Origin of the sequence: Calidithermus terrae (assembly GCF_003574345.1) — a bacterium.
In the GTDB taxonomy this organism is placed as follows: domain Bacteria; phylum Deinococcota; class Deinococci; order Deinococcales; family Thermaceae; genus Calidithermus; species Calidithermus chliarophilus.
Genome location: NZ_QXDL01000038.1, coordinates 1 through 23,661, shown reverse-complemented (window position 1 = coordinate 23,661; position 23,661 = coordinate 1). Strand labels below are relative to the sequence as shown.

General features: G+C 72.7%; 20 protein-coding genes. 11 read left to right on the top strand and 9 right to left on the bottom strand.

Going from position 1 to position 23,661, the window contains the following annotated elements:
* Nucleotides 1-128 precede the first annotated feature (128 nt).
* The 3 genes from Mterra_RS06360 to Mterra_RS06350 all read right to left on the bottom strand — a co-directional run bounded on the left by Mterra_RS06360 (nucleotide 129) and on the right by Mterra_RS06350 (nucleotide 3,308).
* On the bottom strand, nucleotides 129-623 hold the full coding sequence (locus tag Mterra_RS06360) for a hypothetical protein (protein WP_119314418.1): 495 nt from the start codon (nucleotides 621-623) through the stop codon (nucleotides 129-131).
* 17 nt (nucleotides 624-640) lie between these two features.
* Complete coding sequence (locus Mterra_RS06355) at nucleotides 641-2,251, bottom strand: hypothetical protein (protein ID WP_119314417.1); 1,611 nt, start codon at nucleotides 2,249-2,251, stop codon at nucleotides 641-643.
* A gap of 163 nt (nucleotides 2,252-2,414) precedes the next feature.
* A complete protein-coding gene (locus Mterra_RS06350) occupies nucleotides 2,415-3,308 on the bottom strand; it encodes a ribokinase (protein ID WP_245971546.1) in 894 nt (297 codons plus the stop codon).
* A gap of 264 nt (nucleotides 3,309-3,572) precedes the next feature.
* Here Mterra_RS06350 and Mterra_RS06345 point away from each other — a divergent pair, with 264 nt between their 5' ends.
* The 9 genes from Mterra_RS06345 to Mterra_RS06305 all read left to right on the top strand — a co-directional run bounded on the left by Mterra_RS06345 (nucleotide 3,573) and on the right by Mterra_RS06305 (nucleotide 14,422).
* Nucleotides 3,573-4,610: a LacI family DNA-binding transcriptional regulator gene (locus tag Mterra_RS06345; RefSeq protein WP_119314416.1), complete on the top strand. Its 1,038-nt coding sequence runs from the start codon at nucleotides 3,573-3,575 to the stop codon at nucleotides 4,608-4,610.
* Nucleotides 4,607-5,509 (top strand): carbohydrate ABC transporter permease, encoded by a 903-nt coding sequence (locus tag Mterra_RS06340; protein ID WP_218022889.1) that lies wholly within the window; start codon nucleotides 4,607-4,609, stop codon nucleotides 5,507-5,509. The genes Mterra_RS06345 and Mterra_RS06340 overlap by 4 nt, the downstream gene beginning before the upstream one ends.
* Nucleotides 5,506-6,354 (top strand): carbohydrate ABC transporter permease, encoded by an 849-nt coding sequence (locus tag Mterra_RS06335; protein WP_218022888.1) that lies wholly within the window; start codon nucleotides 5,506-5,508, stop codon nucleotides 6,352-6,354. The genes Mterra_RS06340 and Mterra_RS06335 overlap by 4 nt, the downstream gene beginning before the upstream one ends.
* A gap of 35 nt (nucleotides 6,355-6,389) precedes the next feature.
* Nucleotides 6,390-7,694: an ABC transporter substrate-binding protein gene (locus Mterra_RS06330; protein ID WP_119314415.1), complete on the top strand. Its 1,305-nt coding sequence runs from the start codon at nucleotides 6,390-6,392 to the stop codon at nucleotides 7,692-7,694.
* Between the two features lie 67 nt (nucleotides 7,695-7,761).
* The gene (locus Mterra_RS06325; RefSeq protein ID WP_119314414.1) at nucleotides 7,762-8,904 is read left to right on the top strand and encodes an ADP-ribosylglycohydrolase family protein; all 1,143 of its coding nucleotides are present in this window, start codon (nucleotides 7,762-7,764) and stop codon (nucleotides 8,902-8,904) included.
* Entirely contained in the window at nucleotides 8,901-10,229 is a 1,329-nt protein-coding gene (locus Mterra_RS06320) for an ADP-ribosylglycohydrolase family protein (RefSeq protein WP_218022887.1), read from the top strand. The genes Mterra_RS06325 and Mterra_RS06320 overlap by 4 nt, the downstream gene beginning before the upstream one ends.
* Complete coding sequence (locus Mterra_RS06315) at nucleotides 10,226-11,086, top strand: HpcH/HpaI aldolase/citrate lyase family protein (RefSeq protein WP_119314412.1); 861 nt, start codon at nucleotides 10,226-10,228, stop codon at nucleotides 11,084-11,086. Before Mterra_RS06320 ends, Mterra_RS06315 begins: the two co-directional genes overlap by 4 nt.
* Before the next feature lie 27 nt (nucleotides 11,087-11,113).
* The gene (locus Mterra_RS06310; protein ID WP_119314411.1) at nucleotides 11,114-12,304 is read left to right on the top strand and encodes a CaiB/BaiF CoA transferase family protein; all 1,191 of its coding nucleotides are present in this window, start codon (nucleotides 11,114-11,116) and stop codon (nucleotides 12,302-12,304) included.
* A complete protein-coding gene (locus tag Mterra_RS06305) occupies nucleotides 12,305-14,422 on the top strand; it encodes an ADP-ribosylglycohydrolase family protein (RefSeq protein WP_119314410.1) in 2,118 nt (705 codons plus the stop codon).
* Between the two features lie 88 nt (nucleotides 14,423-14,510).
* On the opposite strand, the gene Mterra_RS06300 is transcribed toward Mterra_RS06305, so the two are convergent.
* Both Mterra_RS06300 and Mterra_RS06295 read right to left on the bottom strand, forming a co-directional pair.
* Nucleotides 14,511-15,443, bottom strand: coding sequence for a ParB/RepB/Spo0J family partition protein (locus Mterra_RS06300; RefSeq protein ID WP_245971545.1), 933 nt, complete (start codon nucleotides 15,441-15,443; stop codon nucleotides 14,511-14,513).
* Nucleotides 15,440-16,381, bottom strand: a complete 942-nt coding sequence (locus tag Mterra_RS06295; RefSeq protein WP_218022886.1) for an AAA family ATPase — start codon at nucleotides 16,379-16,381, stop codon at nucleotides 15,440-15,442. Before Mterra_RS06295 ends, Mterra_RS06300 begins: the two co-directional genes overlap by 4 nt.
* 265 nt (nucleotides 16,382-16,646) lie before the next feature.
* On the opposite strand from Mterra_RS06295, the gene Mterra_RS06290 reads away from it, so the two are divergent.
* Entirely contained in the window at nucleotides 16,647-18,080 is a 1,434-nt protein-coding gene (locus Mterra_RS06290; RefSeq protein WP_119314409.1) for an S-layer homology domain-containing protein, read from the top strand.
* Between the two features lie 693 nt (nucleotides 18,081-18,773).
* Complete coding sequence (locus Mterra_RS06285; protein ID WP_119314408.1) at nucleotides 18,774-20,177, top strand: replication initiator protein A; 1,404 nt, start codon at nucleotides 18,774-18,776, stop codon at nucleotides 20,175-20,177.
* Between the two features lie 190 nt (nucleotides 20,178-20,367).
* Here Mterra_RS06285 and Mterra_RS06280 read toward each other — a convergent pair whose 3' ends face one another.
* From Mterra_RS06280 to Mterra_RS06265, 4 genes are all read right to left on the bottom strand, one after another.
* Nucleotides 20,368-20,964 carry a DNA polymerase ligase N-terminal domain-containing protein gene (locus Mterra_RS06280; protein WP_119314407.1) on the bottom strand — a complete coding sequence of 199 codons (597 nt, stop codon included), beginning with the start codon at nucleotides 20,962-20,964 and terminating at the stop codon, nucleotides 20,368-20,370.
* A 66-nt stretch (nucleotides 20,965-21,030) separates the two neighbouring features.
* Nucleotides 21,031-22,452, bottom strand: coding sequence for a glycoside hydrolase family 13 protein (locus Mterra_RS06275; RefSeq protein ID WP_119314406.1), 1,422 nt, complete (start codon nucleotides 22,450-22,452; stop codon nucleotides 21,031-21,033).
* A 4-nt stretch (nucleotides 22,453-22,456) separates the two neighbouring features.
* The gene (locus tag Mterra_RS06270; RefSeq protein ID WP_119314405.1) at nucleotides 22,457-23,278 is read right to left on the bottom strand and encodes a carbohydrate ABC transporter permease; all 822 of its coding nucleotides are present in this window, start codon (nucleotides 23,276-23,278) and stop codon (nucleotides 22,457-22,459) included.
* Nucleotides 23,268-23,661: carbohydrate ABC transporter permease (locus Mterra_RS06265; protein WP_147372572.1), on the bottom strand; the 394-nt coding region annotated here is incomplete at its 5' end. The genes Mterra_RS06270 and Mterra_RS06265, both read right to left, overlap by 11 nt.

Below are 23,661 nucleotides of genomic sequence, written 5' to 3'. Positions count from 1 at the left end.
GCAGTACCGCGTGCCCGCGCCCCAGGGCGGGGGCGTGCCGGGCCCCGGCTTGGCGGGGGCCTGGAAGAGCTGGCCGCAGGCGCTCAGCAGCAGCGCCGCGCCCAGCAGGAGCAGCGAACGCGCCCGCCTCACGGGCGACCCCCGCCCTGGGGCGCGGGCACGCGGTACTGCAGCCCCAGCAGCACCTGGGCGGTGTTGGGGTAGGCGCCGGCGGGCAGCAGGTAGCGGTACTGGCCCTCCAGGAACAGCGCGAGGTGGTCGCCGAGGTGGAGGTTGCCCCCCAGGACGAGCTGGCCCATCAGGTAGCCCTGATCGGCCTTCGCCACGCCCAGGCCGACGCCGGTGTAGCTGTCCACCCGGCCCTGGCTGTAGCGCCAGGTCCCCAGCAGGGAGAGCGAGGCGGGGGTGGGGCCCAGCGGCACGTTGACCTCCAGGCGCACGCCGAAGTTCTCGAGCACGCTGTCGTTGCCGCCGACGATGCCCAGCAGCCAGCCGCCCGCGCCGTCGGTGAAGGCGTAGCCGCCGAAGTAGGCGGGGTTGCGCTGGGGGTTCTGCGGGCCCTGCGGGCCCTGGGCCAGGGCGAAGCTCGCGAGAAGGGAGAGGAGGAACAGGAGACGTTTCATGGGCACGACCTCGTCTGCTACCTGCTGAAGGCTAGGGTGTGCCACGCCCCGCCCAGGGCGTACCCGTAGGCGGGCGTGGGCTGGGCTTGGGCCAGGGCCTCGGGGGCGAAGCCGTAGAGGGTGTCCGGGGTGAGCGCCCACAGGCGGCCCTCGGGGTCGAAGGCCAGGGCCGCGGGCCGCTCGGGGAAGTCCAGGGCGGGGACGGCGGGCTCGCCGTCCTGCCACAGGCCCTCCACCGGGTGCCGCGTGAGCCAGCGGGAGGGCTGGGTCCCCTCCTGCAGCACCCAGAGGTCGCCGCGCGCGTCGAAGGCGATCTTCTCCGGCGCGACGATCCCCCGGGTGAGGGTCGCGGCCGGGCGGGGGCCGGGCTCGCCCAGGCTGGCCTGGGTGAAGCCGTAGACGGCCCCCATGCCCCTGTTGACGGCGGAGGGGCTGAAGGGGGTGGCGACCCACAGGTTCCCCGAGGCGTCGAAGGCCAGGCCCGTGGGGAAGGAAATTCCTCCCTCGAGCGTCTGCACGGGGGCGGGGTCGGCGTCCAGGCCCTCGGCCGCGTAGGCGGTGACGTTGCCGCTCCAGGCGTTGGCGACCCAGAGGTTGCCCTGCGGGTCGAAGGCCAGCGCCGCGGGGCCGACGACACCCCGGGTGATGCGGGCGAAGGGGGCGGGGTCGGGCTGGCCCAGGCCGGCGGCGGCGTACCCCTCGACGACGTCGCCCTGGAAGCTCTGGCGGGCCACCCACAGGTTACCCTGGGCGTCGAAGGCCACGGCGAAGGTCTCGTCGGGCCGCACCAGGACCGGGGCGGGGGCCACGGCCCCGTCGAGGAGGTGGAGCAGGCCCTGGGCCAGCAGCACCTCGTCGTCGGGGCTGGCGTCGGCCCGGCCCGCCAGCCACAGCCGCCCGCCCTGCACCCGCACCGTCACGCTGGCCTGCACCGGGGTGCTGCCGGGCTCGCCCACGACCTGCAGGGTGAGGGTGTAGGCCCGGGCAGAGCCGGCGTTGGCGGCGAACTGAAGGGTCGCGCCCGTGGCCGAGGCCGGCAGGCTCACCGGCCCGGCGTAGGGCTTATGACCGACGCTCACCCCCTGGGGGGGGCTCACGCTGAGGGTGTAGCCCTGGCCCCGGCCGCTCCAGGCCAGCGTCACCTCCCCCCCGCGCAGGGGGAGCTCGGCGGGGTTGGCGGTGAAGCCCTCCAGCACGGGCTGGCCCGGCAGGGGCTCGCCCACGCTGCCCGAGACCCTGAGGCTCAGGGCGAGGGTGGCCTCGAGGGCGCCGCTGCGGGCGGTGAGCCTCAGGGGGTACTCGCCCGCGGCGAGGCTCTTGGGCAGCGCCAGGCTCAGGTTGAGCGGGTAGCTGCCGCCGGCCTCCAGGCTCAGCCTCGACGGCAGCACCCTCGCCCCCGGCGCCCCGCCGAGGCTGAGCTCCACCGCCTGCGGGCCCAGGCCGCCCTCGAGGCTCAGCGTGGCCCTGAAGTCGAGGCTCGCCCCGGCAGCGGCCGCGGGCAGCTCGGGCGCAGCGCCCCAGGTGAGCGCCGCCGGGGGCGAGGGGGCGGGGTCGGGGGTCCGGGTCGCCAGCTGCCCGCAGGCGCTGAGCAGGCCCACCAGGAGAAAGAAGAGTGCACGACGCGTCATCGGGGTCCTCTAGAAATCCCCCAGGCCATGAATACCTTTTGGGGAACGGCAGCACTCTAGCAAAAACGGGGTGAGAACCCGGTGCATTTGCACGGCGGCACGGGGGCGCGGGAGCTCGAGGCCGCCCGACCCCTCGGCCCGCCCCGCCGCCCGGGAGGCCGGCCTAGCGCGGCTCGAGCTCGGCGCGCCGCGGCATGGCGGCGGCGGCGCCCGGGCGGGTGGTAGCCAGCGCGGCGGCCGCGTTGGCGAAGCCCACCGCCTCGGCGGCGGAGGCCCCCTCGCTCAGGGCCACCACCAGCGCGCCGCTGAAGGTGTCCCCCGCCCCGGTGGTGTCAACGGCCCGCACCCGCCGGCCCGCGGCGTGCCCCTCCCCGGCCGCGCCCGCGAAGACCGCGCCCTGCTCCCCCAGCGTCACCACGGCGTTGGCCGCGCGGCCGGCCAGCCGCCGGGCGTACTCGAGGGCCCGCCCTGGGTCGGCGGTGGGCTCGGCCCTCAGGAGCTGGGCGGCCTCGACCTCGTTGACGATCAGCCAGTCGGCCCCCTCCAGCTCCGCCAGGCCCAGCCCCGGCGCGACCGGGGAGGCGTTGAGCGCCACCCGGCAGCCCGCCTCCCGGGCCGCGGCCAGGGCCCGGCGCCAGGCGGGCCGGGGGATCTCGAGCTGGACCACCACCCAGGCCGAGTGGGCCAGGGCCTGCCCGTCGAGGTCCTCCGGCGCGAGGTCGGCGTTGGCCCCCGGGGAGACCAGGATGCTGTTCTGGCCCGCCGCGTCTACGCCGATGAGGGCGAGGCCGGTGGGCCGGGGGCTCCGCTTGACCCGCCCGGTCTGCACCCCCTCCCGCGCGAGCTGCTCGAGGGCCAGCCGGCCGAAGGCGTCCGCCCCCACGGCCGCGACGAGCCCCACGTCGGCGCCCAGCCGCGCGGCGGCCACCGCCTGGTTGGCCCCCTTGCCGCCGAGCCCCACCTGCGCGTCCTCGCCCTGCACCGTCTCGCCGGGCCGTGGCAGGCGGGGCACCCTGACGGCCAGGTCCACGTTCACGCTCCCCACGACGCTGATCACCCTGCCCGCCTCCCCTCGCCGGACAGCGGCCCACCGTGGCCGCGCCTCGGTCAATCGATTTACCTCGCAAGTATGCCGGCCAGGACGCAGGCGCGTCAAGCCCCGGCGCCCGCGCGGCCCGGGCAGAACCGCGTCCCCGTCGGCACGTCGCCGCCATCCGGGCCGCTCCCTGGGCCGCGAGGCCCGGACAAGGCCGGGGGGCCCCACGGCAACCCCGCGGGCGGAGCTTGACAGGGGTGCTCAATCGTTTTAGCATAACCCTCAATGGCGAACGAAACCCCCAACCCCCCGCGGCGGGGGACCGGCACGGCCACCGCCGCCGACGTGGCGAGGCTGGCCGGGGTCTCGGTGAGCACGGTCTCCCTGGCCCTCAGCGGCCGGGGGCGGGTCTCGGAGAAGACGGTCCGGCACGTGCGCTCGATCGCCGAGCAGCTCGGCTACGTGCCCAACGCCCAGGCCAGCAGCCTGCGCCGGCAGGTCACGCACCGCATCGCGCTCGTCGTCCCCGACATCGGCAACCCGGTGTACGTCGCCGTCGCCAAGGCCATCCAGCGCGAGGCCAAGCAGCGGGGGTACTACGTGCTGCTCGTCAGCACCGACAACGTCGAGGGCGCCGACGTCGACGCGCTGCGCCTGTTGCGCAACGGCCACGTCGACGGCATGGTGCTCATCGCCATCCAGCCCTCCGGCGAGCTCGAGCGCCAGCTCGGGCGCATCCACAAGCCCATCTGCGTCATCGGCAAGGTGCCCGGCGGCCTGGGCGTCGACCACGTGGAGGCCAATTCCACCCGGGGCGTGGGGATGGCGGTCGAGCACCTCCTCGAGCAGGGGCGCTCGAGGCTGGTCTTCGTCAACGGCCCCCTCGACACCAACCCCGCCCGGCTGCGGCTGCAGGGCTACCTCGAGGCCGCCCGGCGGGCGGGGCTGGAGGAGCGGGTGGTGTCGTGCGCCTTCACCCTGCAGGGGGGCTACGCGGCGGTCGACGAGGTCCGGGCCCGCTTCCCCGAGGCCGACGCGCTGGTCTGCGCCAACGACCTCATCGGCATCGGGGCCCTCAAGCGCCTGCGCGAGCTGGGGGTGCGGGTGCCCGGGGACGTCGCCGTCACCGGCATCGACGACATCCCCGAGTGCCAGATCTGCAGCCCCACCCTCACCTCGGTGGCGCTGCACGCCGGGGAGCGCGGCCGCATGGCCGCCCAGATGCTCCTCAACCGCCTCAGCGGCGAGGCCCCGGCGGCCCCCCTGCGGGTCGTGGTCGAGCCCTCCCTCGTGGTGCGGGAGTCGACCGGGGGCCGCCCGTGACCCGCGCGCGCCCCGGCGACGGGCGGGCGGCGGTGCCGTGGTGGCTGTTCCTGCCCAGCGTGGTGCCCATCCTGCTGTTCTCGGTGGTGCCGCTGCTGCAGGGCATCTACCTGGGCTTCACCGACTACACGCTGGGGGCGGAGCGGGCCCGCTTCGTCGGGCTGGACAACTTCGCGCGGATGCTGGGCGACACCGCCTTCTGGTCGTCGTTCCGCATCGGCTTCATCTGGACCTTCTCGGTCACGGCGGGGGTGCTGGTGCTGGGGATGACCCTGGCCATGCTGCTCAACGCCAAGCTCCCCTTCCAGGGGCTGGCGCGGGTGCTGGTGCTCATCCCCTGGGCCATCCCCCCGGTGATCAAGGGCCTGATGTGGCGCATGGTCTACCACCCCAGCGCCGGCTTCCTCAACCAGTGGCTGCTGGCGGCGGGGCTCATCGAGTTCCCCGTCAACGTCCTCAGCGACTTCACCTGGGCGCTGCCCGCGGTGATCGCGGTGGGCATCTGGACCGGGCTGCCGCAGGCGACGGTGGTGTTCCTGGCGGGCCTGCAGTCGATCCCCGACGAGCTCAAGGAGGCGGCCATGCTCGACGGGGCGGGGAGCTGGCACGTCTTCCGCCACGTCACGCTGCCGCTGATGACGCCGGTGATCGTGGCGACGGCGGCGCTGGAGCTGATGTGGAACTTCAACGCCTTCGGGCTGGTGTACGTCCTCACCGAGGGCGGGCCGGCCGGCAGCACCAAGCTGCCGATGCTCCTGGCCTACGAGGAGGCCTTCAGCTTCGGCAACATCGCCTACGCCTCGGCGCTGGGCCTGGCGCTGGTGGTGGTGGTGGGCGTGCTGGTGTACTTCGTGGTGCGCAACCAGTACGCCGGCGGGGGCGCGGGGAGGGCGGGGTGAGGCTGGGCCACCGCCTGCGCCACCGGCTGGCCCGCTTCGGCATGAGCCTGCTGCTGCTGGCCTTCATCGCCTTCCTGGCCTTCCCCATCGTCTGGCTCACCTCCACCGCCTTCAAGCCCGCCGGCGAGATCGGGCTGCAGAACCCGGCGCTGCTGCCCCGGCAGCCCACCCTCGACAACTTCCGGGTGGCCGTCGAGGAGAACGGGGTGCTGCGCAGCGCCTACAACACCCTCAAGATCAGCGTGCTCTCGGCGGTGCTCACCCTGCTGGTGGCGCTGCCGGCGGCCTACCTGCTCGCGCGGCGGCGCTCGAGGATGAACCAGGCGGTGACGGTGTGGATCCTCGTCTCCCAGACCTTCCCGCTCATCCTCATCATCGTCCCGCTGTTTTTGATCCTCGGCCGGCTGGGGCTGGTCAACACCCACGCCGGGCTGGTGCTGGTCTACGTGGTCTGGAGCCTGCCCTTCGTGCTGTGGATGCTGCAGGGCTACGTGCGCGGCATCCCGGTGCAGCTCGAGGAGGCCGCGGCGGTGGACGGGGCGAGCCCGCTGGACATCCTCGCCCGCATCATCCTGCCGCTGCTGCTGCCCGGGCTCATCGCCACCGGCCTGTACACCTTCGTCAACGCCTGGAACGAGTTCTTCTTCGCCCTGGTGATGCTCAAGTCGCCCGACCTCGTCACCCTGCAGGTCAGCCTCGCCCGCTTCCGGGGCATCGAGGGGCTGGCCCGCTGGGGGCCGCTGGCGGCGGGGAGCCTGATCGCCATCATCCCCACCCTGCTGGTGTTCGCGGTGATGCAGCGCCGGCTGGTGGGCGGGGTGCTGGCGGGGGGCGTCAAGGAGTGAAGGGGTAGGGGTAAGGAACTGAGGAGGAGGGACCCATGAACAGAAGGCGCTTAGGGTTTTGGGCGGTGCTGGCGGCGGGGCTGCTGGCGGCGGGGCTGGGGCTGGCGCAGAGTAGCGCGCAGCCGGTCAAGCTGCGCTTCGTGAGCCTGGCCTGGCAGACCGACGCGATCAAGGCGGTCAAGGAGGTGGTGGCGGAGTGGAACAGCCGCAACCCCCGCGTGCAGGTGGAGTACCAGCAGGTCGACTGGGGCTCGATCCAGGATTACCTCACCACCTCCTTCCAGGCCAAAAACGTGCCGGACGTGTTCCACTACGAGTCGAACCCGGTGATGGACTTCGGCAACCGCGGCTTCCTGCTCGACCTCGCCCCCCTCATCCCCGCCGAGATGAAGCAGGACATCCTGCCGGGGGCCTGGAAGACGGTCACCGACGCCAAGGGCGCGGTCTACGGCGTCCCCTTCCTGGTCGAGCCGCTGGTGGTGCTGTACAACCGCAAGCTCTTCGCCGAGGCCAAGGTGCCCCTGCCCCGCGCCGACGACGTGTGGACCTGGGAGGACCTGCGCCGCGTGGCCAAGGCCCTGACCAAGGACACCAACAACGACGGGCGCCCCGAGGTGTACGGCTGCGCCATCCCCCTGCGCAACGCCGGCAACCGCATCCTCAACCTCAGCGTGGGCTTCGGCGGGGACTACTTCGCCCGCAGCGGCAACTCCTACTCCGTGAAGGTGGGCAACGAGGAGAAGCAGTTGCTGAGCACGATCCTGGCGATGCTCTACGAGGACAAGAGCTGCACCACCGAGGCCCTGACCCTCGGCAGCGCCGAGGTGATCCCCGGCTTCCTGGCCGGCAAGTACGCGATGATGCCGGGCGTGGGCGCCTTCGTGCGCCAGCAGGTCGTGGAGAAGGCGCCCAAGGACTTCCAGTGGGGCGTGCTGCCGCCGCTGAAGGCCAAGACCCAGGAGCAGGGCAGCGTCTCGCAGACCCTCAGCATCCCCAAGGACTCGAAGTACCCCCGCGAGGCCATGCAGTTCATCGCCTTCTTCCTCAACCGGGGCAACATGGCCAAGCTGGCCGCGGGGGACTGGCTCATCCCCACCCGCGCCAGCAGCACCAAGCTGCCGCCCTTCAACACCAGCGCCAACGGCTGGCGCACCTCGGTGGAGGCGGCGAAGCACCTCACCTTCCCCCTGTGGCAGCAGGTCAACGGCGTCAGCGAGTTCCGCACCCGGGTGCTCAACCCCAAGCTGCAACTGCTCTTCGCCAACCGGCTCTCCCTCGACGACTTCGCCAAGCAGGTCGAGGCCGAGGGCAACGAGATCATCAAGAAGTTCTACCCCTGAGCCGCCGCCGGGCCGGGGGGGCGAGCCCCTGCGCCGTCCCCCCGGCCCGTGAAAGGAGTTAAGCACGATGGCATCGAGCATCTGGGACGGGGCGCGGGGCTGCATCTACGGCGGCGCGGTCGGCGACGCGATGGGCGGGTCCACCGAGGGCTACAGCCCGCAGGCCATCCAGGAGCGCTTCGGCGGCTACGTCACCGACTTCGTGGGGCCCTTCAACCCCGACTGGCAGACCGCCCGCCCCCACGCCCCCTTCCACAAGGGCGACGGGCACATCACCGACGACACCCACATGGTGCTGGCGCTGGTCAACGTCTACGCCGAGGTGCGCGACCACCTCGACGCCTACCACATCGCCGAGCTGTTCGTGCGGGAGATCGCCGACAAGGTGGTCTACATCCCCGAGCTCGAGCGCGAGACCGTGCTGCAGAACCGACTGTTCCACGCCGAGAAGTACCTGGTGCTGCGCCTGCGCCACGCCCACGCCGACCCCCGCGAGGCCGGGGTGGGCAACGTGGTCAACTGCGGGGCGGCGATGTACATGGCCCCGGTGGGCGTCGTCAACGCCGGCGACCCCGCGGGGGCCTACCGCGAGGCGCTGGAGATCGCCGGGGCCCACCAGAGCAGCTACGGCCGCGAGGCGGCGGCGGCGATGGCGGCGGCGGTGGCCGCTGCGCTGCGCCCCAGGGCCACGGCGGATTCGGTGGTGGAGGCGGTGCTCGAGCTCGCCAAGGACGGCACCCGCCAGGCCATCGAGGCCGCCACCGCCGCGGCGCGGGGCTGCCGCGGCTGGCAGGAGGCCATCCCCGTGCTGCGCGAGGCCGTGCGGCCCTTCGACACGGTGGGCGAGAACTACCGCGAGCCGGGGCTCGACGCGCGCCGGCCCTCGCGCACCAAGGCCATCGAGGAGCTGCCCGTGGCGCTGGGGATGCTGGTGGCGACGGGCGGGGACTACGTGCAGACGGTGTACGGCGGCGTCAACTACGGCCGCGACTCCGACAGCATCGCCAGCATGGGCGGGGCCCTCGCCGGGGCGCTGGGCGGCGAGGCCGCGGTGCCCAGGGCCTGGGTCGAGCGCGTCGCCGGCGCCAGCCGCAAGGACTTCCGCGCCGCCGCCGACACCCTGGCGAAGGTGGCGCTGGAGGTGCTGGAGAAGGACCGCCGGCGCTTCGAGGAGCGGATGGCGAACTTCCCCCAGGGGGTCGGGGCGTGAGCGCGGGCGTAGGCGCGGGCGTGCGCGTCACCTGGCTCGACCCCGTCGAGCGCTTCGGCCACGAGCTGCGCCAGTTGCGCGAGGAGGGGGCCGAGGCGGGGGGCCTCGAGGCGCTGTGGGCCTCCCTCTCCCCTGCCGAGCAGCGCCGACGAGCGCTCGAGCTGCTCGACGAGGCCGCCGCCCTCGCCCCGACCGTGCGGCGGGCCCCGGAGCGCGAGGCCTTCGCCGGGGGCCTGCGCGGGGAGGCCGCGGGGCCCTTCCGCCCCGAGGAGCTGCGCGCCCGCCTGCACGCCGCCTGGCTGGGCCGGGCGGCGGGGTGCCTCTTGGGCAAGCCGGTGGAGAAGGTGCCCCGCGAGGGGATCCGGGCGCTGCTGGAGAGCGTGGGGGAGTACCCCCTGCGCGAGTACTTCACCGCCGAGGGGGTCCCGCCCGAGCTGAGCGAGCGCTACCCCTGGAACCGCGCCAGCCGCCCCACCAGCCTGCGCGAGAACATCGACGGGATGCCCGAGGACGACGACCTGAACTACACCGTGCTCAACCTCGCGCTCGTCGAACGCTTCGGCGTGGGCTTCACCACCGAGCACGTGGCGCAGGGCTGGCTGGAGATGCTGCCGGCCCTCACCGTCTTCACCGCCGAGCGGGTGGCCTACGTCAACCTGCTCGAGCTGCGCCTGCCCCCCGAGACCGCCACCCGGCGCAACCCCTACCGCGAGTGGATCGGGGCCCAGATCCGCGCCGACCTGTGGGGCTACGTCCACCCCGGCGACCCCGCGGCCGCCGCGCGGGCGGCCTTCCGCGACGCGCGGCTGAGCCACGTGGAGAACGGGATCTTCGGCGCGATGCTGGCGGCGGCCATGATCGCCCAGGCCTTCCTCACGCGCGACCCGGAGGCCGTCGTGCGGGCGGGGCTGGCGGTCATCCCCCCGGACAGCCGCCTGGCCGGCGCGGTGCGGCACGCCCTCGAGCTCGGTCCCGCCGCGCGCCCGTGGGAGGAGACCCTCGACGCGCTGTACGCGGCCTTCGGGCACTACCACTGGGTGCACGCCGTCAACAACGCCGCGCTGGTGGTGGCCGCGCTGCTCTACGGGCAGGGCGACTACGAGCGCTCCGTCACCGCGGCGGTGATGGGCGGCTGGGACACCGACTGCAACGGGGCCACCGTGGGCAGCGTCGTGGGCTTGATGAACGCCGAGGTGCCCGCCAAGTGGACCGACCCCCTGCGCAACCGGCTGCGCACGAGCCTCAAGGGCTTCGACCACAGCCGCTTCGACGACCTGGCCGCGAGGACGCTCGCGGCCGTCCCCGACCGGTACAAGCGCCCATGAGCCGCGTCCTCCTCTTCGTCCCCGCCTCCGACGAGCGCAAGCTCGAGAAGGTCGCTGCCCTCCAGGCCCCCGCCTTCCTGCTCGACCTCGAGGACGGGGTGGCCGAGGGCCAGAAGGGGGCGGCCCGAGCGCTCCTGCAGCGCCTCGCGCCCGCTCTCTACGCGCACAAGCCCTGCTGGGTGCGGGTCAACCCCCTAGACACCGAGCACTTCTACGCCGACGCGCAGGCCGCGCTGTGGCCGGGGCTGCTGGGGGTCAACCTCCCCAAGGTCGAGAGCGCCCTGCAGGTGCAGATCGCCGACTGGTACCTGGGCCAGCTCGAGCGCGAGCGGGGCCTGCCGCCGGGGTCGGTGCGGCTGATGGCCACGGTGGAGACCGCCGTGGGCGTCGAGGCCGCCGAGGCCATCGCCCGGGCCTCGCGCCGCCTGGAGTGCCTGTGCTTCGGCAACGCCGACTACAGCCGCGACCTGGGGCTCGACTGGCCCGCGCCGGGGGGCGAGCCCTACCCGGCGGTCACCGCGGCCAAGGTGAGGCTGGTTCAGGCCTCGGCCTCGGCCGGCCTCGAGGCCCCCCACGACGGCGCCTCGGCCGACTTCCGCGACCTGGCGGCCCTGGAGCGCGAGGCACAGGCCGCGAAGCGGCTGGGCTTCGGCGGCAAGCACGCCATCCACCCCGCGCAGGTGCCGGTGCTCGAGGCGGTCTTCCGCCCCACCCAGGCCCAGGTGGCCTGGGCCGAGCGGGTGCTGGCCCACCACGCCCGCCACCCCGAGCAGGGCGCCTTCCAGCTCGACGGCCGCATGGTGGATGCCCCGGTGATCGCGCGCGCGCGGCAGATCCTCGAGGAGGCCCGCCGGTGAGGCCGGCACCCTCTTCCGACTTAGCCTATGGATACCCCTAACCCTAACCCCTTACCCGAAGCGCCCCTGGAAGGGCTCAAGGTCCTCGACCTCTCCAGCCTCTACGCCGGCCCCCTCATCGCCACCACGCTCGGCGACTTCGGCGCCGAGGTGGTCAAGGTCGAGCACCCCCGCGGCGACGACGCCCGCCGCTGGGGGCTGAGCAAGGACGGCGTCCCCTTGTGGTGGAAGGTGATCTCGCGCAACAAGCGCCTGATCGCCCTCGACCTCCACCGGCCCGAGGACCAGGCCAAGGCCCGCGCGCTGTGCCGCTGGGCCGACGTGGTGATCGAGAACTTCCGCCCCGGGCGGCTGGAGGGCTGGGGCCTGGGCTGGGAGCGGCTGCACGCCCTCAACCCCCGCCTCGTCATGGTGCGGGTCACCGGCTTCGGCCAGACCGGCCCGCGCGCCCAGCAGCCGGGCTTCGGCACCCTGGCCGAGGCCTACTCGGGCTTCGCCTTCATCACCGGGCAGCCCGACGGCCCCCCCACCCTGCCCCCCTTCGGCCTGGCCGACGGGGTGGCCGCGCTGGCCGGCACCTACGCGGTGATGATGGCCCTCTACTGGCGCGACGCCCGGGGCGGGGGCGAGGGGCAGTACATCGACCTCAGCCTCTACGAGCCCCTCTTCAACATCCTGGGCCCCCAGGCCATCGAGTACACCCAGACCGGGGCCGTGCAGCAGCGCGGCGGCAACCGCTCCAGGCGCACCTCCCCGCGCAACACCTACCTCACCCGCGACGGGCACTGGGTGGCGCTCTCGGGGGGCACCCAGGGGGTCGTCGACCGCATGTACCGGGTGATCGGGCGGCCCGAGCTCGCCCAGGACCCGCGCTACAACACCGCCCAGGGCCGCCTCGAGCACGCCGACGAGATCGACGGCTGGCTGGCGGAGTGGATCGGGCGGCACGACCTGGCCGAGGTGCTCGCCCGCTTCGAGGCCATCGAGGCCCCCATCGCCCCGGTCAACTCCATCGCCCAGATCCTGCAGGACCCCCACTACCAGGCCCGCGCCTCCTTCGTGGAGGTGCCCGACGAGGACTTGGGCCGCGTGGTCATGCAGAACGTGGTGCCCCGGCTGAGCCTGACCCCCGGCGCCATCCGCCACCCCGGCCCGGCCACCCCCGACCGCGACCGCGAGTACGTCGAGGGCATCATCCGCCAGTACGAGGAGGCCTGAATGGCGCTGCCGGGCGACTACGCGCAGCGGGTCTACGCCGGGGTGCTGGGCAAGATGATCGGCGTCTTCATGGGCCGCCCCGTCGAGGGCTGGACCTACGCCCAGATCCGCGAGCGCTTCGGCGAGGTGCGGGGCTACGTCAACGAGTCGGTGGGCCGGCCGCTGATCATCCCCGACGACGACCTCAGCGGCACCTTCGCCTTCCTGCGGGCGCTGGAGGACAACGGCTACCCCCGCGACCTGCGCTCGGAGCAGGTCGGCGAGGCCTGGCTCAACTACGTCGTCGAGGGGCGCAGCACGCTGTGGTGGGGCGGGATGGGCAACTCCACCGAGCAGACCGCCTACTACCGGCTCAAGCGCGGGGTGCCGGCGCCGCGCAGCGGCAGCATGGGGCTCAACACCCGGCTGATCGCCGAGCAGATCGGGGCCCAGATCTTCATCGACGGCTGGGCCATGGTGGCCCCCGGCGACCCCGACCTGGCCTTCCGGCTGGCGAGCGAGGCCGCGCGGGTGAGCCACGACGGCGAGGCGGTCCACGCCGCGCAGGCGCTGGCGGTGATGGAGTCGCTGGCCTTCGTCGAGCCCCGCCTCGAGCGCCTCCTCGACGCGGCCGTGGGCTACATCCCCCGCGAGAGCGTGATCCGCCGGCTGATCACCGACCTGCGCGAGCTGCGCGGGCACGAGGGCGACTGGCGCCGGGCGCGGGAGTGGCTCGAGGCCCACTACGGCTACGACCGCTACGGCGGCAACGTGCACGTGGTGCCCAACCACGGGGTCATCCACCTGAGCCTGCTCTACGGCCAGGACGACTTCCTACAGACCCTCACGATCGCCAACACCGCCGGCTGGGACACCGACTGCAACGCGGGCAACGTGGGCTGCTTAATGGGCATCAAGAACGGGCTGGCCGCCATCGACGCCCACCCCCACCTGCGCGAGCCCCTGGCCGACCGGCTCTTCGTCTCCAGCGCCGAGGGCGCGCGCAGCGTCACCGACGCGGCCACCCTGGCCGACGAGGTCGTGCGGGCCGGGCACCGGCTGGCCGGGCTGGGGTGGGAGCCGCCCAAGGGCGGCGCGCAGTACCACTTCACCTACCCCGGCTCGCTGCAGGGCTTCTTCGGCGAGGACGGGGGGTGCGCGCTGGCCAACCCGCGGGGCGGGGCGCTCGAGGTGCGCTTCGGCCTCGACGGCGCGGCCCCCCGCGCGGTGTTCGCCCGCGGCTTCCTGCCCCCCGAGGTCCCCGAGCCCCCCGACGCGCCCTACGCCCGCAACCTGGGCGGCGGCTGGAACTACACGCTGCTGGCCTCCCCGCGCTTCTACCCCGGGCAGGTGGTGCGGGCGCGCCTGCGGGCCGAGGCCCTGCCGGGCACCACCGCGGCGCTGGCCTGCCGCTACTACGACGCCGACGACCGGCTCGTGACGGTGGGGGGCCCGCCCGTGCCGCTGCGGGCGGGCGAGCCCCACGAGCTCGCCTGGGTCCTGCCCGACCACGGCGGCCCCGTCGCCGACGTGGGCCTGCAGGTCGCGGGCCCGGCGCAGCAGGGGCGGCTGTGGCTGGAGGCGCTGGGCGTGGGGGGCGAGCCTTCGGCGCGCTTCGCCCGCCCGCCGGGCCCCGGCGCGGGCAACATGTGGCGCCGGGCTTGGGTCAACGCCGTCCACCGGCTCGACAAGCGCTTCCCCGAGCCCTTCCGCCTGCTGCACATGGAGGGGCTGGGGCTCATCAGCACCGGCAGCCGCGGCTGGCGCGACTACCGGGTGGTGGCCCGCCTGACGCCCTACCTGGCCGAGCAGGCCGGGGTGGCGGTGCGCTGCCAGGGCCTCAACCGCTTCTACGCGGCGGTGCTGCGCAAGCCGGGGCGGCTGCAGATCGTCAAGCACCGCGGTCAGGCCCGCGTGCTGGCCGAGGCCGAGGCGGGGTGGCTCGAGGGGGAGGAGCTCGAGCTGCGGGTGGAGGTGGAGGGCAGCCGGGTGCGGGCCCGGCTGGGGGAGGTCGTGCTCGAGGCCCACGACCCCGAGGCCCCCCTCGAGGCCGGGGGCGTCGCGCTGCTGGTCGAGGAGGGCTGGCTGAGCTGCGAGGAGGTCGTGGTCGGCCCGCTGGAGGGCCGTCCGTCCGCCTGACCGCTCCACCTCCCGCCCGTTGGGACAACTGGACGCGGCCGGCAATCTGCCGGCCGCGCGCTCCACGTATCTGCCCCTCCCGGCAGGGCTAACCCTCGAGCAGCCGCTCGAGCTCCGACAGCAGCTCGTCCACCCGGCGCCCCCGCTCCTCGTCCAGCCTCCGCCGGGCCAGGGCGCGGGCCAGGGCCTTGGCGCGCTCGCCGTAGCGGCCGGGCGTGGGCTGCGGCTCGGCGGCCAGGCGCTCGACCTCCCGGCGGATCTGGCTGAGGCTGAGGCCTTCCCGCACCGCCCGCTGCAGCAGCCGGCCCCGTGCCCGCGCGTCGCGCACCCGGGCGATGGCCCTGGCCTTGGTGTAGTCCAGCCGCCCCGAGCGGATGGCCTCGAGCACCTCCCCCGGCAGCTTGAGCAGGGGCAGGCGGTTGGCCACGAAGGACTGCCAGGTGCCCCGCGCCAGCGCGTTGAAGGTTTGCTCGACCAGCACGGCGTCCGGCTTACCCATAACGTTATGGGTAGCCTTGCCCTTGGCCTCGTTGTCCATCCGGTAAAGCAGGGCCACCACCTCCTCCACCGGATGCTCCAGGCGCAGGGCCAGCAGGCCCAGCACCCCCTCGGTCTCCTCCAGGGGGTTGAGGTCCTCGCGCTGGAGGTTCTCGGCCAGGGCGATGAGCTGGGCCTCCTCGTCGCTCAGGCGGCGCACGACCACCGGCACGTGGCTCAGCCCGGCCTCCAGCGCCGCGCGGTAGCGGCGCTCGCCGGCCACGATCTCGTAGCCCTCCCGGGTCTCCCGCACCAGCAGCGGCTGCAGCACCCCCTGGTCCCGCACCGAGGCCACCAGGGAGCGCATGGCCTCGGGGTCGAAGTAGCGGCGCGGCTGGCCGGGGCGGGGCCTGAGGTCAGCGAGGGGGAGCTGGGTCTCGGGCGCGGCCTTGCGGCCGGCCTCGAGGATCGCCGTCACCGGGCTGGCGTTGCGCATGGGGTGCTTGGCCAGGATGGGGTTGGTCCGTTCCTTCTTGGCGCTCACGAGCGCACCCCTTCCCTGCTGCCGTACAGCGTGTCCATGACGCGGTCCGCCATCTCCTCGAAGACCAGCACCGCGGGGTGGCGCGGGTTGAACAGCGCCAGCGGCTTGGCCTCGACCGTGGCCTTCTTGAAGTCGGCCGCCTGCGGCACCGGGGTGAGCACCGGGCCGCGCTCGGTGAGCTGGGCGGTGAGGGCCTCGAGCACGTCGCGGTCGTGCTGGGTGCCCCGGGCGTACTGCATGGGCACGAAGCCCACCACCTCCAGGTCGGGGTTGAGCTCCTGGCGCACCCCGTCCACCGTGCGCAGGAGCTGGTCGGTGCCCAGGTAGGCCTTGAAGTGGGTCTGAACCGGCACCACCACGTGGTCGGCGGCGGCCAGGCCCAGGACCGCCAGCAGGCCCAGGCTGGGCGGGCAGTCGATCAGCGCCACGTCGTAGGCGGCGCGCACCTCGTCGAGCGCCTTGCGCAGGCGGCCCTCGCGGTTGAGCGCGGAGACCAGCTCCTGCTCCGCCCCGGCGAGCAGGATGTTGGAGGGCACGAGGTCCATCCCCGCCAGGTTCTTATGGATCGGCAGGTTCTCCCGGCGCAGCAGCGCGTCGTAGACGGTGGCCTCGAGGTCGGAGGGCGCCAGCCCTAAGAAGGCGGTGAGCGTGGCCTGGGGGTCGAGGTCAACGAGCAGCACCTTCAGGCCCCGCCGGGCCAGGTGGTAGCCCAGGTTGAGCGTGAGGGTGGTCTTGCCCACCCCGCCCGCCTGGTTGAAGACCGCCACGGTCTTCATGGCCGTCTCCTCGGGGCCGGGCTCGAGCACCGGGATGAGCCACTGCCCGCCCCGCTTCTCGGCCCCCGGGATCTGCCCCGCGCCGGCCAGCCGGCGCACGTAGGCGTCGCTGACCCCGCGGCGCGACGCGTACTCCTCGGTCGTCAGCCAAAGTCTGCGCATGCCCCCACTCTGACACACCCGTAACCGGTTTTACAAGCTTTTCACGTTTTCGTAACCACCCACCTCCCCCTCGCGCACACCCGCGGACCGCCGCCCGGCGGTATAATGCCCCCAACGTCAAACCGAAGTCGACGCCTCGAGGACCCGGCCGGGCGGGGGAGGGGAGAGGGCGAAGCAGGGGTCGAGGAGCCCCGGCCCGCCGCGGTGCATCCGTCACCAGCTGGAAGAATTCCACTCGGTACATCCACGGCGGAAGGTGGTGTGTATGCGGCGATTCTTATTCCCGTCCCTCATCCCGTTGACCCTGTCGGCCCTGTCGGCCCAGGCCCTGCCCCCGGACGTGCCCCCGGACCACTGGGCCGGCGCGGCGGTGGGGAGGGTGCTCGAGGCCGGCTGGATGCAAGGCTTCCCCGGCGGGGGTTTCCAGGGGGATTCCCGGCTCAACCGCTTCCAGCTCGCGACCACCCTGGGCCGGGTGCTCGACACCCTCGGCGCCCGGGAGGAGGCCCCGGCGGCGTTCACGGACGTCAGGGCCGACCACTGGGCCGCGCCCTACCTGGGGCGGGTGGTGGCGGCCGGGCTCGTCCAGGGCTTCCCCGGGGGCGAGTTCCGGGGCACGGAGGAGCTCAGCCGCTACCAGCTCGCCCAGGCCCTCGCCCGGCTCCTGCCCCGCCTGGGGGTGGAGGCCAGGCCCCGCCTCCCCGCCGACGTGCCCCCCGGCCACTGGGCGGCGCCGGCCGTGGGGCAGGTGGTCGGGCTGGGCTGGATGCGGCTGGACTTCGAGGACCGCTTCCAGGGGGGCGCGGCGGTCACCCGCTACCAGTTGGCCTACGCCCTGGCCGGCCTCAGCCGGTCGTTGCCCTTCGCCGCCGCGCCGGTGGCGGCGCCGGCCCCCGCCGGCGCGACGGCCCAGCAGCCCTTCACCCTGCGCCCGCTCGAGCAGCCCGCCCCGTGGGTCTACCTCGGCGGCGGCCCCCTCGAGGCCGAGGCCCTGAGCACGGACAACCGGCACCTGCTGCTGAGGGGCGAGGGCCTGGAGCTGGCGTCCGCCACGCCCCTCGACAGGCCGCTCGCCGCCGTCCACAGGGGCTGGGGCCTCACGCCCGACCTCAAGGAGGTGCTGCGGCTGGGCAAGGAGGGCCCGCGGGCCTACGGGGTCATCGGCCAGCCCGGCGGGGTGCTGCCGAGGGTGTTCGGCCAGGGCAACGGGGGTTCGGGCGGCGTGGTGGCGCTCGACCCGAGCGGCAACTACCTCGCGCTCATGAACTCAACCCCCCTCTGCCTGCCGGACTGCGCGAGCGCGCGGGGCTCGAGGGCGCTGCGCCTGGTGCTGCTGCTGACCAACCCCGTGGGCCTGTACGCCGAGCACGCCTACGCGCTCGACGCCCCCGGCAACCGCCTCGCCGGCCTGGCCTGGCCGAAGCCCGGGACGCTGCTGGCGAGCGAGCAGGGCGGGGGGAAGACCCGCATCTACCGCCTCGAGCTCGGCGGGGCCACCGACCTGGCCTTCAGCCCCTTCGACGAGCCGCAGGGCGCGCTCGAGGCCGTCCCCGGCGCGGGCGTGCGGCCGGTGCTCAAGGAGCGGGTGCTCGAGCTGGAGGGGGAGTACTGGGGCCTGGCCTGCCTGGGGGAGCGCTTCTACCTCCTGCGCGAGGGCCGGGTCTTCGAGGTCGTGCCGGGGCAGGCCCTCGTGCGGTGAAGCCCCGCGGGAGCCGCGTTCCACGTGAAGCGCCCCCGCCGGCGGGCTATCGGAATACTCGGCCATTTCGCCGGAGCAGGTATCGGAACACTCGGCCATTTCCGGGGGGCACTATCGGAATACTCGGCCATTTGAGGGGGTATCGGAATACTCGGCCAGTGTGCTCGAGGCCCCTATCGGAATACTCGGCCATTTCACCCGGCGGCCCGCCGGGCAGCGCACGAATTAAAGCGTCAGGGATTGATTAATTCGAAGTGTTCCTTGTCGGCCCGGGGCGCTCGAGGCCCCTATCGGAATACTCGGCCATTCCGGGGCCCGAATTATCGGAACACTCGGCCAAACCGGGCGGCGGGCTATCGGAATACTCGGCCATTCGGGCGGGGGAGGTATCGGAACACTCGGCCGTTTCAGGGCCCGAATTATCGGAATACTCGGCCACTTTAACCACCCCCCTATCGGAACACTCGGCCATTCGGGCCGCCAAAGTATCGGAACACTCGGCCGTTTCGGGGCTTAAATTATCGGAATACTCGGCCAAACCGGCGGGGAATTCGCGTGCAGCACGGTGCCTGCGCGCGGGGCTTGATGATGACATTTAATTCAATTGTTTTAAAAGAATTCAGGTCTTAAAAAATCATCATCAGGACCTCGCGCGCGGCGGCCGGCCCGGCGGAGCCGGTATAATCGGGGGCAATGGCACGAAAGAACGCGAACGAGGGCAGCGAGATCCGGCGCTTTGACGAGGCCAACGTGGCGCGGCTCGGGCTGATCAGCATTCAAGAGCGCATTCCCCCCGACTTCACGAGCTGGACCATCGACTTCAACGTCGACGGCCGCCAGGCCCGGCTCTCCTGCGTGGCGGTGGCCGAGCACGGCGGCGTCCCGCACGGCCTCGACAACGACGTGAGCTTGGCGCTGATCACGCTGTACCAGGAGGCGGGCAGCCCCGAGGACGGCACCGTCGTCGCCACGGCCTACCGCATCCTCTCCCTCATCGGCTGGGACACCAGCGGCCACTACTACCAGGCCCTCAAGGAGAGCCTCGAGCGCCTGACCACCGCGACCTTCACCGCCAGCGAGGCCTGGCGCAGCGGCAAGAAGTGGACGACGGTCAAGTTCCGCTACATCGACCGCCTGGAGTACACCAGCGAGGACGACAAGCTCGGCCTCTCCGGGCACAGCGTGCTCAAGATCCGGCTGGCGCGGGAGATCGTGGAGTCAATCCGGGCCAAGTACCTCAAGCCGCTCGACCTCGAGTTCCTCACCAGCCTCGACCGGCCCCTCACCCGCGCTCTCTACCGGCTCCTCGACGCGCAGCGCGTCTCGCCCGACGGGGGAGAGGTGACGCAGTTCCGCACCAACATCGTCGAGTGGGCCAAGGCCTGCAAGATCGTCGACCAGACCCCCAGCCGGGTGCGGCGCACCCTCGAGGGCGCCCACGCCGAGCTCGTCGAGCGCGGCTACCTCTCGGGGGTCGAGTACGAGGGGAGGGGGCCGAAGCAGGAGGTGATCTACACCTTCGCCAAGCAGGCGGCGATCCCCGAGGAGGCCAGGGAGGTCGTCGCCCGGCTCGGCCGCTACGGCGTGGCCCGCCCGGTGGCCCACAGCCTCATCGGCGCCTACGGGCTGAGCCGCGTCGAGGAGCGCATCGCCCGCTTCGAGGCCATCCTGCTCGCCGGCTACGCCCCGCGCAACCGCGCCGGCTTCCTCGTCGACGTCGTGCGCGACGACGAGGGCAAGTACACCGACCCCGAGGGCTTCGTCTCGCGCAGCCGCCGCCTGGAGGCCGACGCGGCCAAGGCCAAGCGCGCCGAGGCCGCCCGCCGGGCCGAGGAGCGCAAGCAGCAGCAGGCCGACGCCGAGTGGGACGCCCTCGACCCCAAAGGCCGGGCCACCAAGGCCATCCGCATGCTCACCCTCATCCTGGGCAAGCACGTGCCCATCCGCTACTACAGCGGGCTCATGGAGGCCTTCGAGGCCGGCAAGATGGACCCCCGCGAGGTCACCGAGGCGGCGGTCAAGGCCCAGGTCGAGCTGCAGCTCGGGCCCTTCACCCAGGAGCTGATGCGCGTGTTGGACGGCCTGGGGGCGGGCTAGGGCCGGCCCGCCGTCTGTGACAGAACCGGGGAAGGCCGGGAGCTGTTACGGCAGGGTGTGTGCCCTCCAGGACGAGGTTTGCCAGCCGTTCACCGAGAAGCAACTGGTGCAACTTGGCGGGGCGCTACGCCTTGCTCGAGGGCCCCAGCGGCCTGCCCTTGTAGAGCCCTGAGGCCCTGATGTCGCCCTACTACTCCCGCCGGGCGGCGATCTCCTCGAGCGTGCGGCCGCTCAGCACCGAGCGGGGCTCGTCGCGCACCGGGTCGCGCTGCGCGCTGGCCTCGGGGTCGTCCGTCTTGATCAGCAGCCAGTGGTTCTCCCGGGGCCGGAAGCGGACGAGGGCGTAGCCGCCCCGCAGCTTGTGGCCTTCCAGCCACACCTCCACCCGCCCCCGCTCGAGGGCCTCCCGCATCGACAGCGGCGGCTCCCGCTCGGCCAGCAGGTTGCGGTAGGTGCCCCGGTCCCACACCAGCACGGTGCCCCCGCCGTACTGCCCCGCCGGGATCACCCCCTCGAAGTCGGCGTAGCCCAAGGCGTGGTCCTCGACCATGACCGCCAGGCGCTTGTCCTTGGGGTCGGCGGAGGGGCCCTTGGGGACGGCCCAGGACTTCAAGACCCCGTCCACCTCGAGGCGGAAGTCGTAGTGCAGGCTGCGGGCCGCGTGCTTCTGGACGACGAAGATCGGCGGCCCCGCGGCGCCGTGGGCCTCCCCGGCCCGCTCGGGGGCGCGGCCGAAGTCCCGCTTGCGGCGGTAGGCCTCGAGCGGGGGCTTGCGCTTGGTGCCCATGCACCTTTCAGGATAGCGCCCGGGCGGAGGAGGCTGATGAAGCCGCCCCTCCGCGGGCGGGGCCGTTCAGCGGCCCGGGTCTCCGGCCACGGCGGGGTCAGGGCCCAGACGCCCGGCCTCGAACAACACCCACGCCCCGCGGGGTTCCATCGGGGCCAGGCGGACATGCCCGCCCTCGACCACGTAATCCTGGCAACGCAAGGCTTCGATGAGCCGGGTTCCCTCGGTAAAGCTCACCGGAAGGGCGAGTTGGCGGGGAACCCGGGTGTTGTTGAGCACCACCAGCGCCCGTTCCCCGCCCAGCACCCGGTAGAAGGCGAACACCCGGTCCTCGGCGTAGGCCACCTCGAAGGCGCCCCGCCTCAGCACGAGGTGCGCCCGGCGCAGGGCCAACAGTTGGCGCACGGCGGCGCGGACCTCCGGCTTCCAGCGCTCCGGCTCCCAGACCATCGGGCGGCGGCAGTCGGGGTCGTTGCCGCCCTCCATCCCGTTCTCGTCGCCGTAGTAGAGCATCGGGGCGCCGGGGTAGGTGAGGAGGAAGGTGAAGAGGAGCTGCACGGCCTCGCGGTCGCCGCCGCACTCGGTGAGGACGCGGGGGGTATCGTGGCTGCCCAGGAGGGTCAGCATCCCCCACTCCGAACCCTCGGGCAGCCGCTCGCGCAACAGGGTGAGGGCGCGGGCGAAGCTGTCGGCGGCCAGGGCGTTCTTGAGGAAGAAGTCGAAGAGCAGGTCGCGCAGCCGGTAGTGCATGGCCCCGTCGAAGGTGTCGCCCTGCAGGAAGGGCCAGGGGTCGCGCCACTCCTCGGCCACCAGGTAGGCCTCGGGGTAGCGCGCCTTCACCGCCTGCCGCAGCCGCCGCCAGAAGCTGGTCTCGACCTCATAGGGCACGTCCATGCGCCAGCCGTCGATGCCGCGCCCCAGCCAGTGCAGCACCACCTCGTGCACGAAGGCTTCGACCTCTGGGTTCCTGGCGTTAAGCCGGGGCAGCCAACCCACCCCGCCGCAGGTGGCGTAGTTGGGCAGCTCCGGCCGCAGGGGGTAGCCGTAGGGCATGAACCAGTCGCGGTAGGGTGAGCGCTCGCCCTTCTCGAGCACGTCCTTGAAGGGCGCGAAGCCCACACCGCAGTGGTTGAACACCCCGTCGAGCACCAGCCGCATGCCCCGCTTCTTGACCCCCCGCACCAGGCGGTCGAAGGCGGCGTCGTCGCCGAAGTGGGGATCAATCTGAAAGTAGTCGTAGGTGTCGTACTTGTGGCTGGTGGCGGCCTTGAAGACGGGGGTCAGGTAGAGCGCGTTGCACCCTAAGTTGGCGACGTAGTCCAGGCCCTCGATGACGCCCTCGAGGTCCCCCCCGAGGAAGCTGTCGCGGGTGGGGGCTGTGCCCCAGGGCTCGGTGCCGGGCGGGTCGTTGGCGGGGTCGCCGTTCCGGAAGCGCTCGGGGAAGATCTGGTAAAAGATGGCGTCTTTAACCCAGTCGGGGATCTGCACGGCGCTACTCCTTGAGGCCGGTGTTGGTGATGCCGGCGATGAACTGCCGCTGCGCGGCGAGGAAGGCCAGGACGGCGGGCAACGTGACGATGGTGGCGGCGGCGCTGAGCAGCGTCCAGAACACCCCGTACTGCCCCTGGAACATCGCCAGGCCCACCTGCACGGTGCGCATGTCCGGCGAGTTGGTCACGATCAGCGGCCACAGGAAGTCGTTCCAGGCGAAGAGGAAGGAGAAGATCGCGCTGGCCGCGATCACCGGGGTGGACAGAGGCAGCACGATGCGGAAAAAGATGGTCAGGCGCCCGGCTCCGTCCATCAGGGCGGCTTCCTCGAGCTCTCTGGGCAGCGAGAGGAAGAACTGGCGGAAGAGGAAGATCGCGAAGGCCGAGACCGCCCGCGGGACGATGAGGGCGTTGTAGGTGTCGATCCAGCCCAGCCAGTTCACCACCAGGAAGCTGGGGATGAGGGTCACGGGGAAGGGGATCATCATGGTGCCCAGCACCCCGAAGAACAGCAGGTCGCGCCCCGCGAAGCGCATCCGGGCGAAGGCGTAGCCGGCCATGGCCGAGAAGAGGGTCTGGGCGAGGACGATTCCCACGGTCATCACCGCGCTGTTGAGGAAGAAGCGGGGGAAGGGCGCAGCCTGCCAGGCCTTGGCGAAGTTCTCCCACTGGAAGTGCGCCGGGAACAGCAGAGGGGGCTGGTATAGCGCGCTCTCGGGCTTGAGCGCGGTGGTGAGCATCCACAAGAAGGGCATGGCCGAGAGGAAGGCCCCGCCCGCGAGCAGCAGGTGGACGAGGACGGTCCGCAGCGCCCTAGCCTTCACCCTGCCCCCCTCCCCGGGTCAGCCGGAACTGGACCACGGTCACGGCGAAGATCAGCGCGAACATCACGTAGGCCACGGCCGAGGCGAAGCCCAGCTCGCTGTAGCGGAAGCCCTGCCGGTAGAGGTAGTAGCCCAGCACGTCGGTGCCCCCCAACGGCCCGCCCGAGGTCATCACGTAGACGAGGTCGAAGACCTGGAAGGCGTCGATGAGGGCGGTGACGACCAGGAAGAAGGTGGTGGGGGCGAGCAGGGGGAGGGTGATGTGGCGGAACTGCTGCCAGGGGCCCGCCCCGTCGAGCTGGGCCGCCTCGTAGTAGGCCCTGGGGATGCCCTGCAGGGCCGCCAGGTAGACCACCATGTTGAAGCCCACCCGCTTCCACACC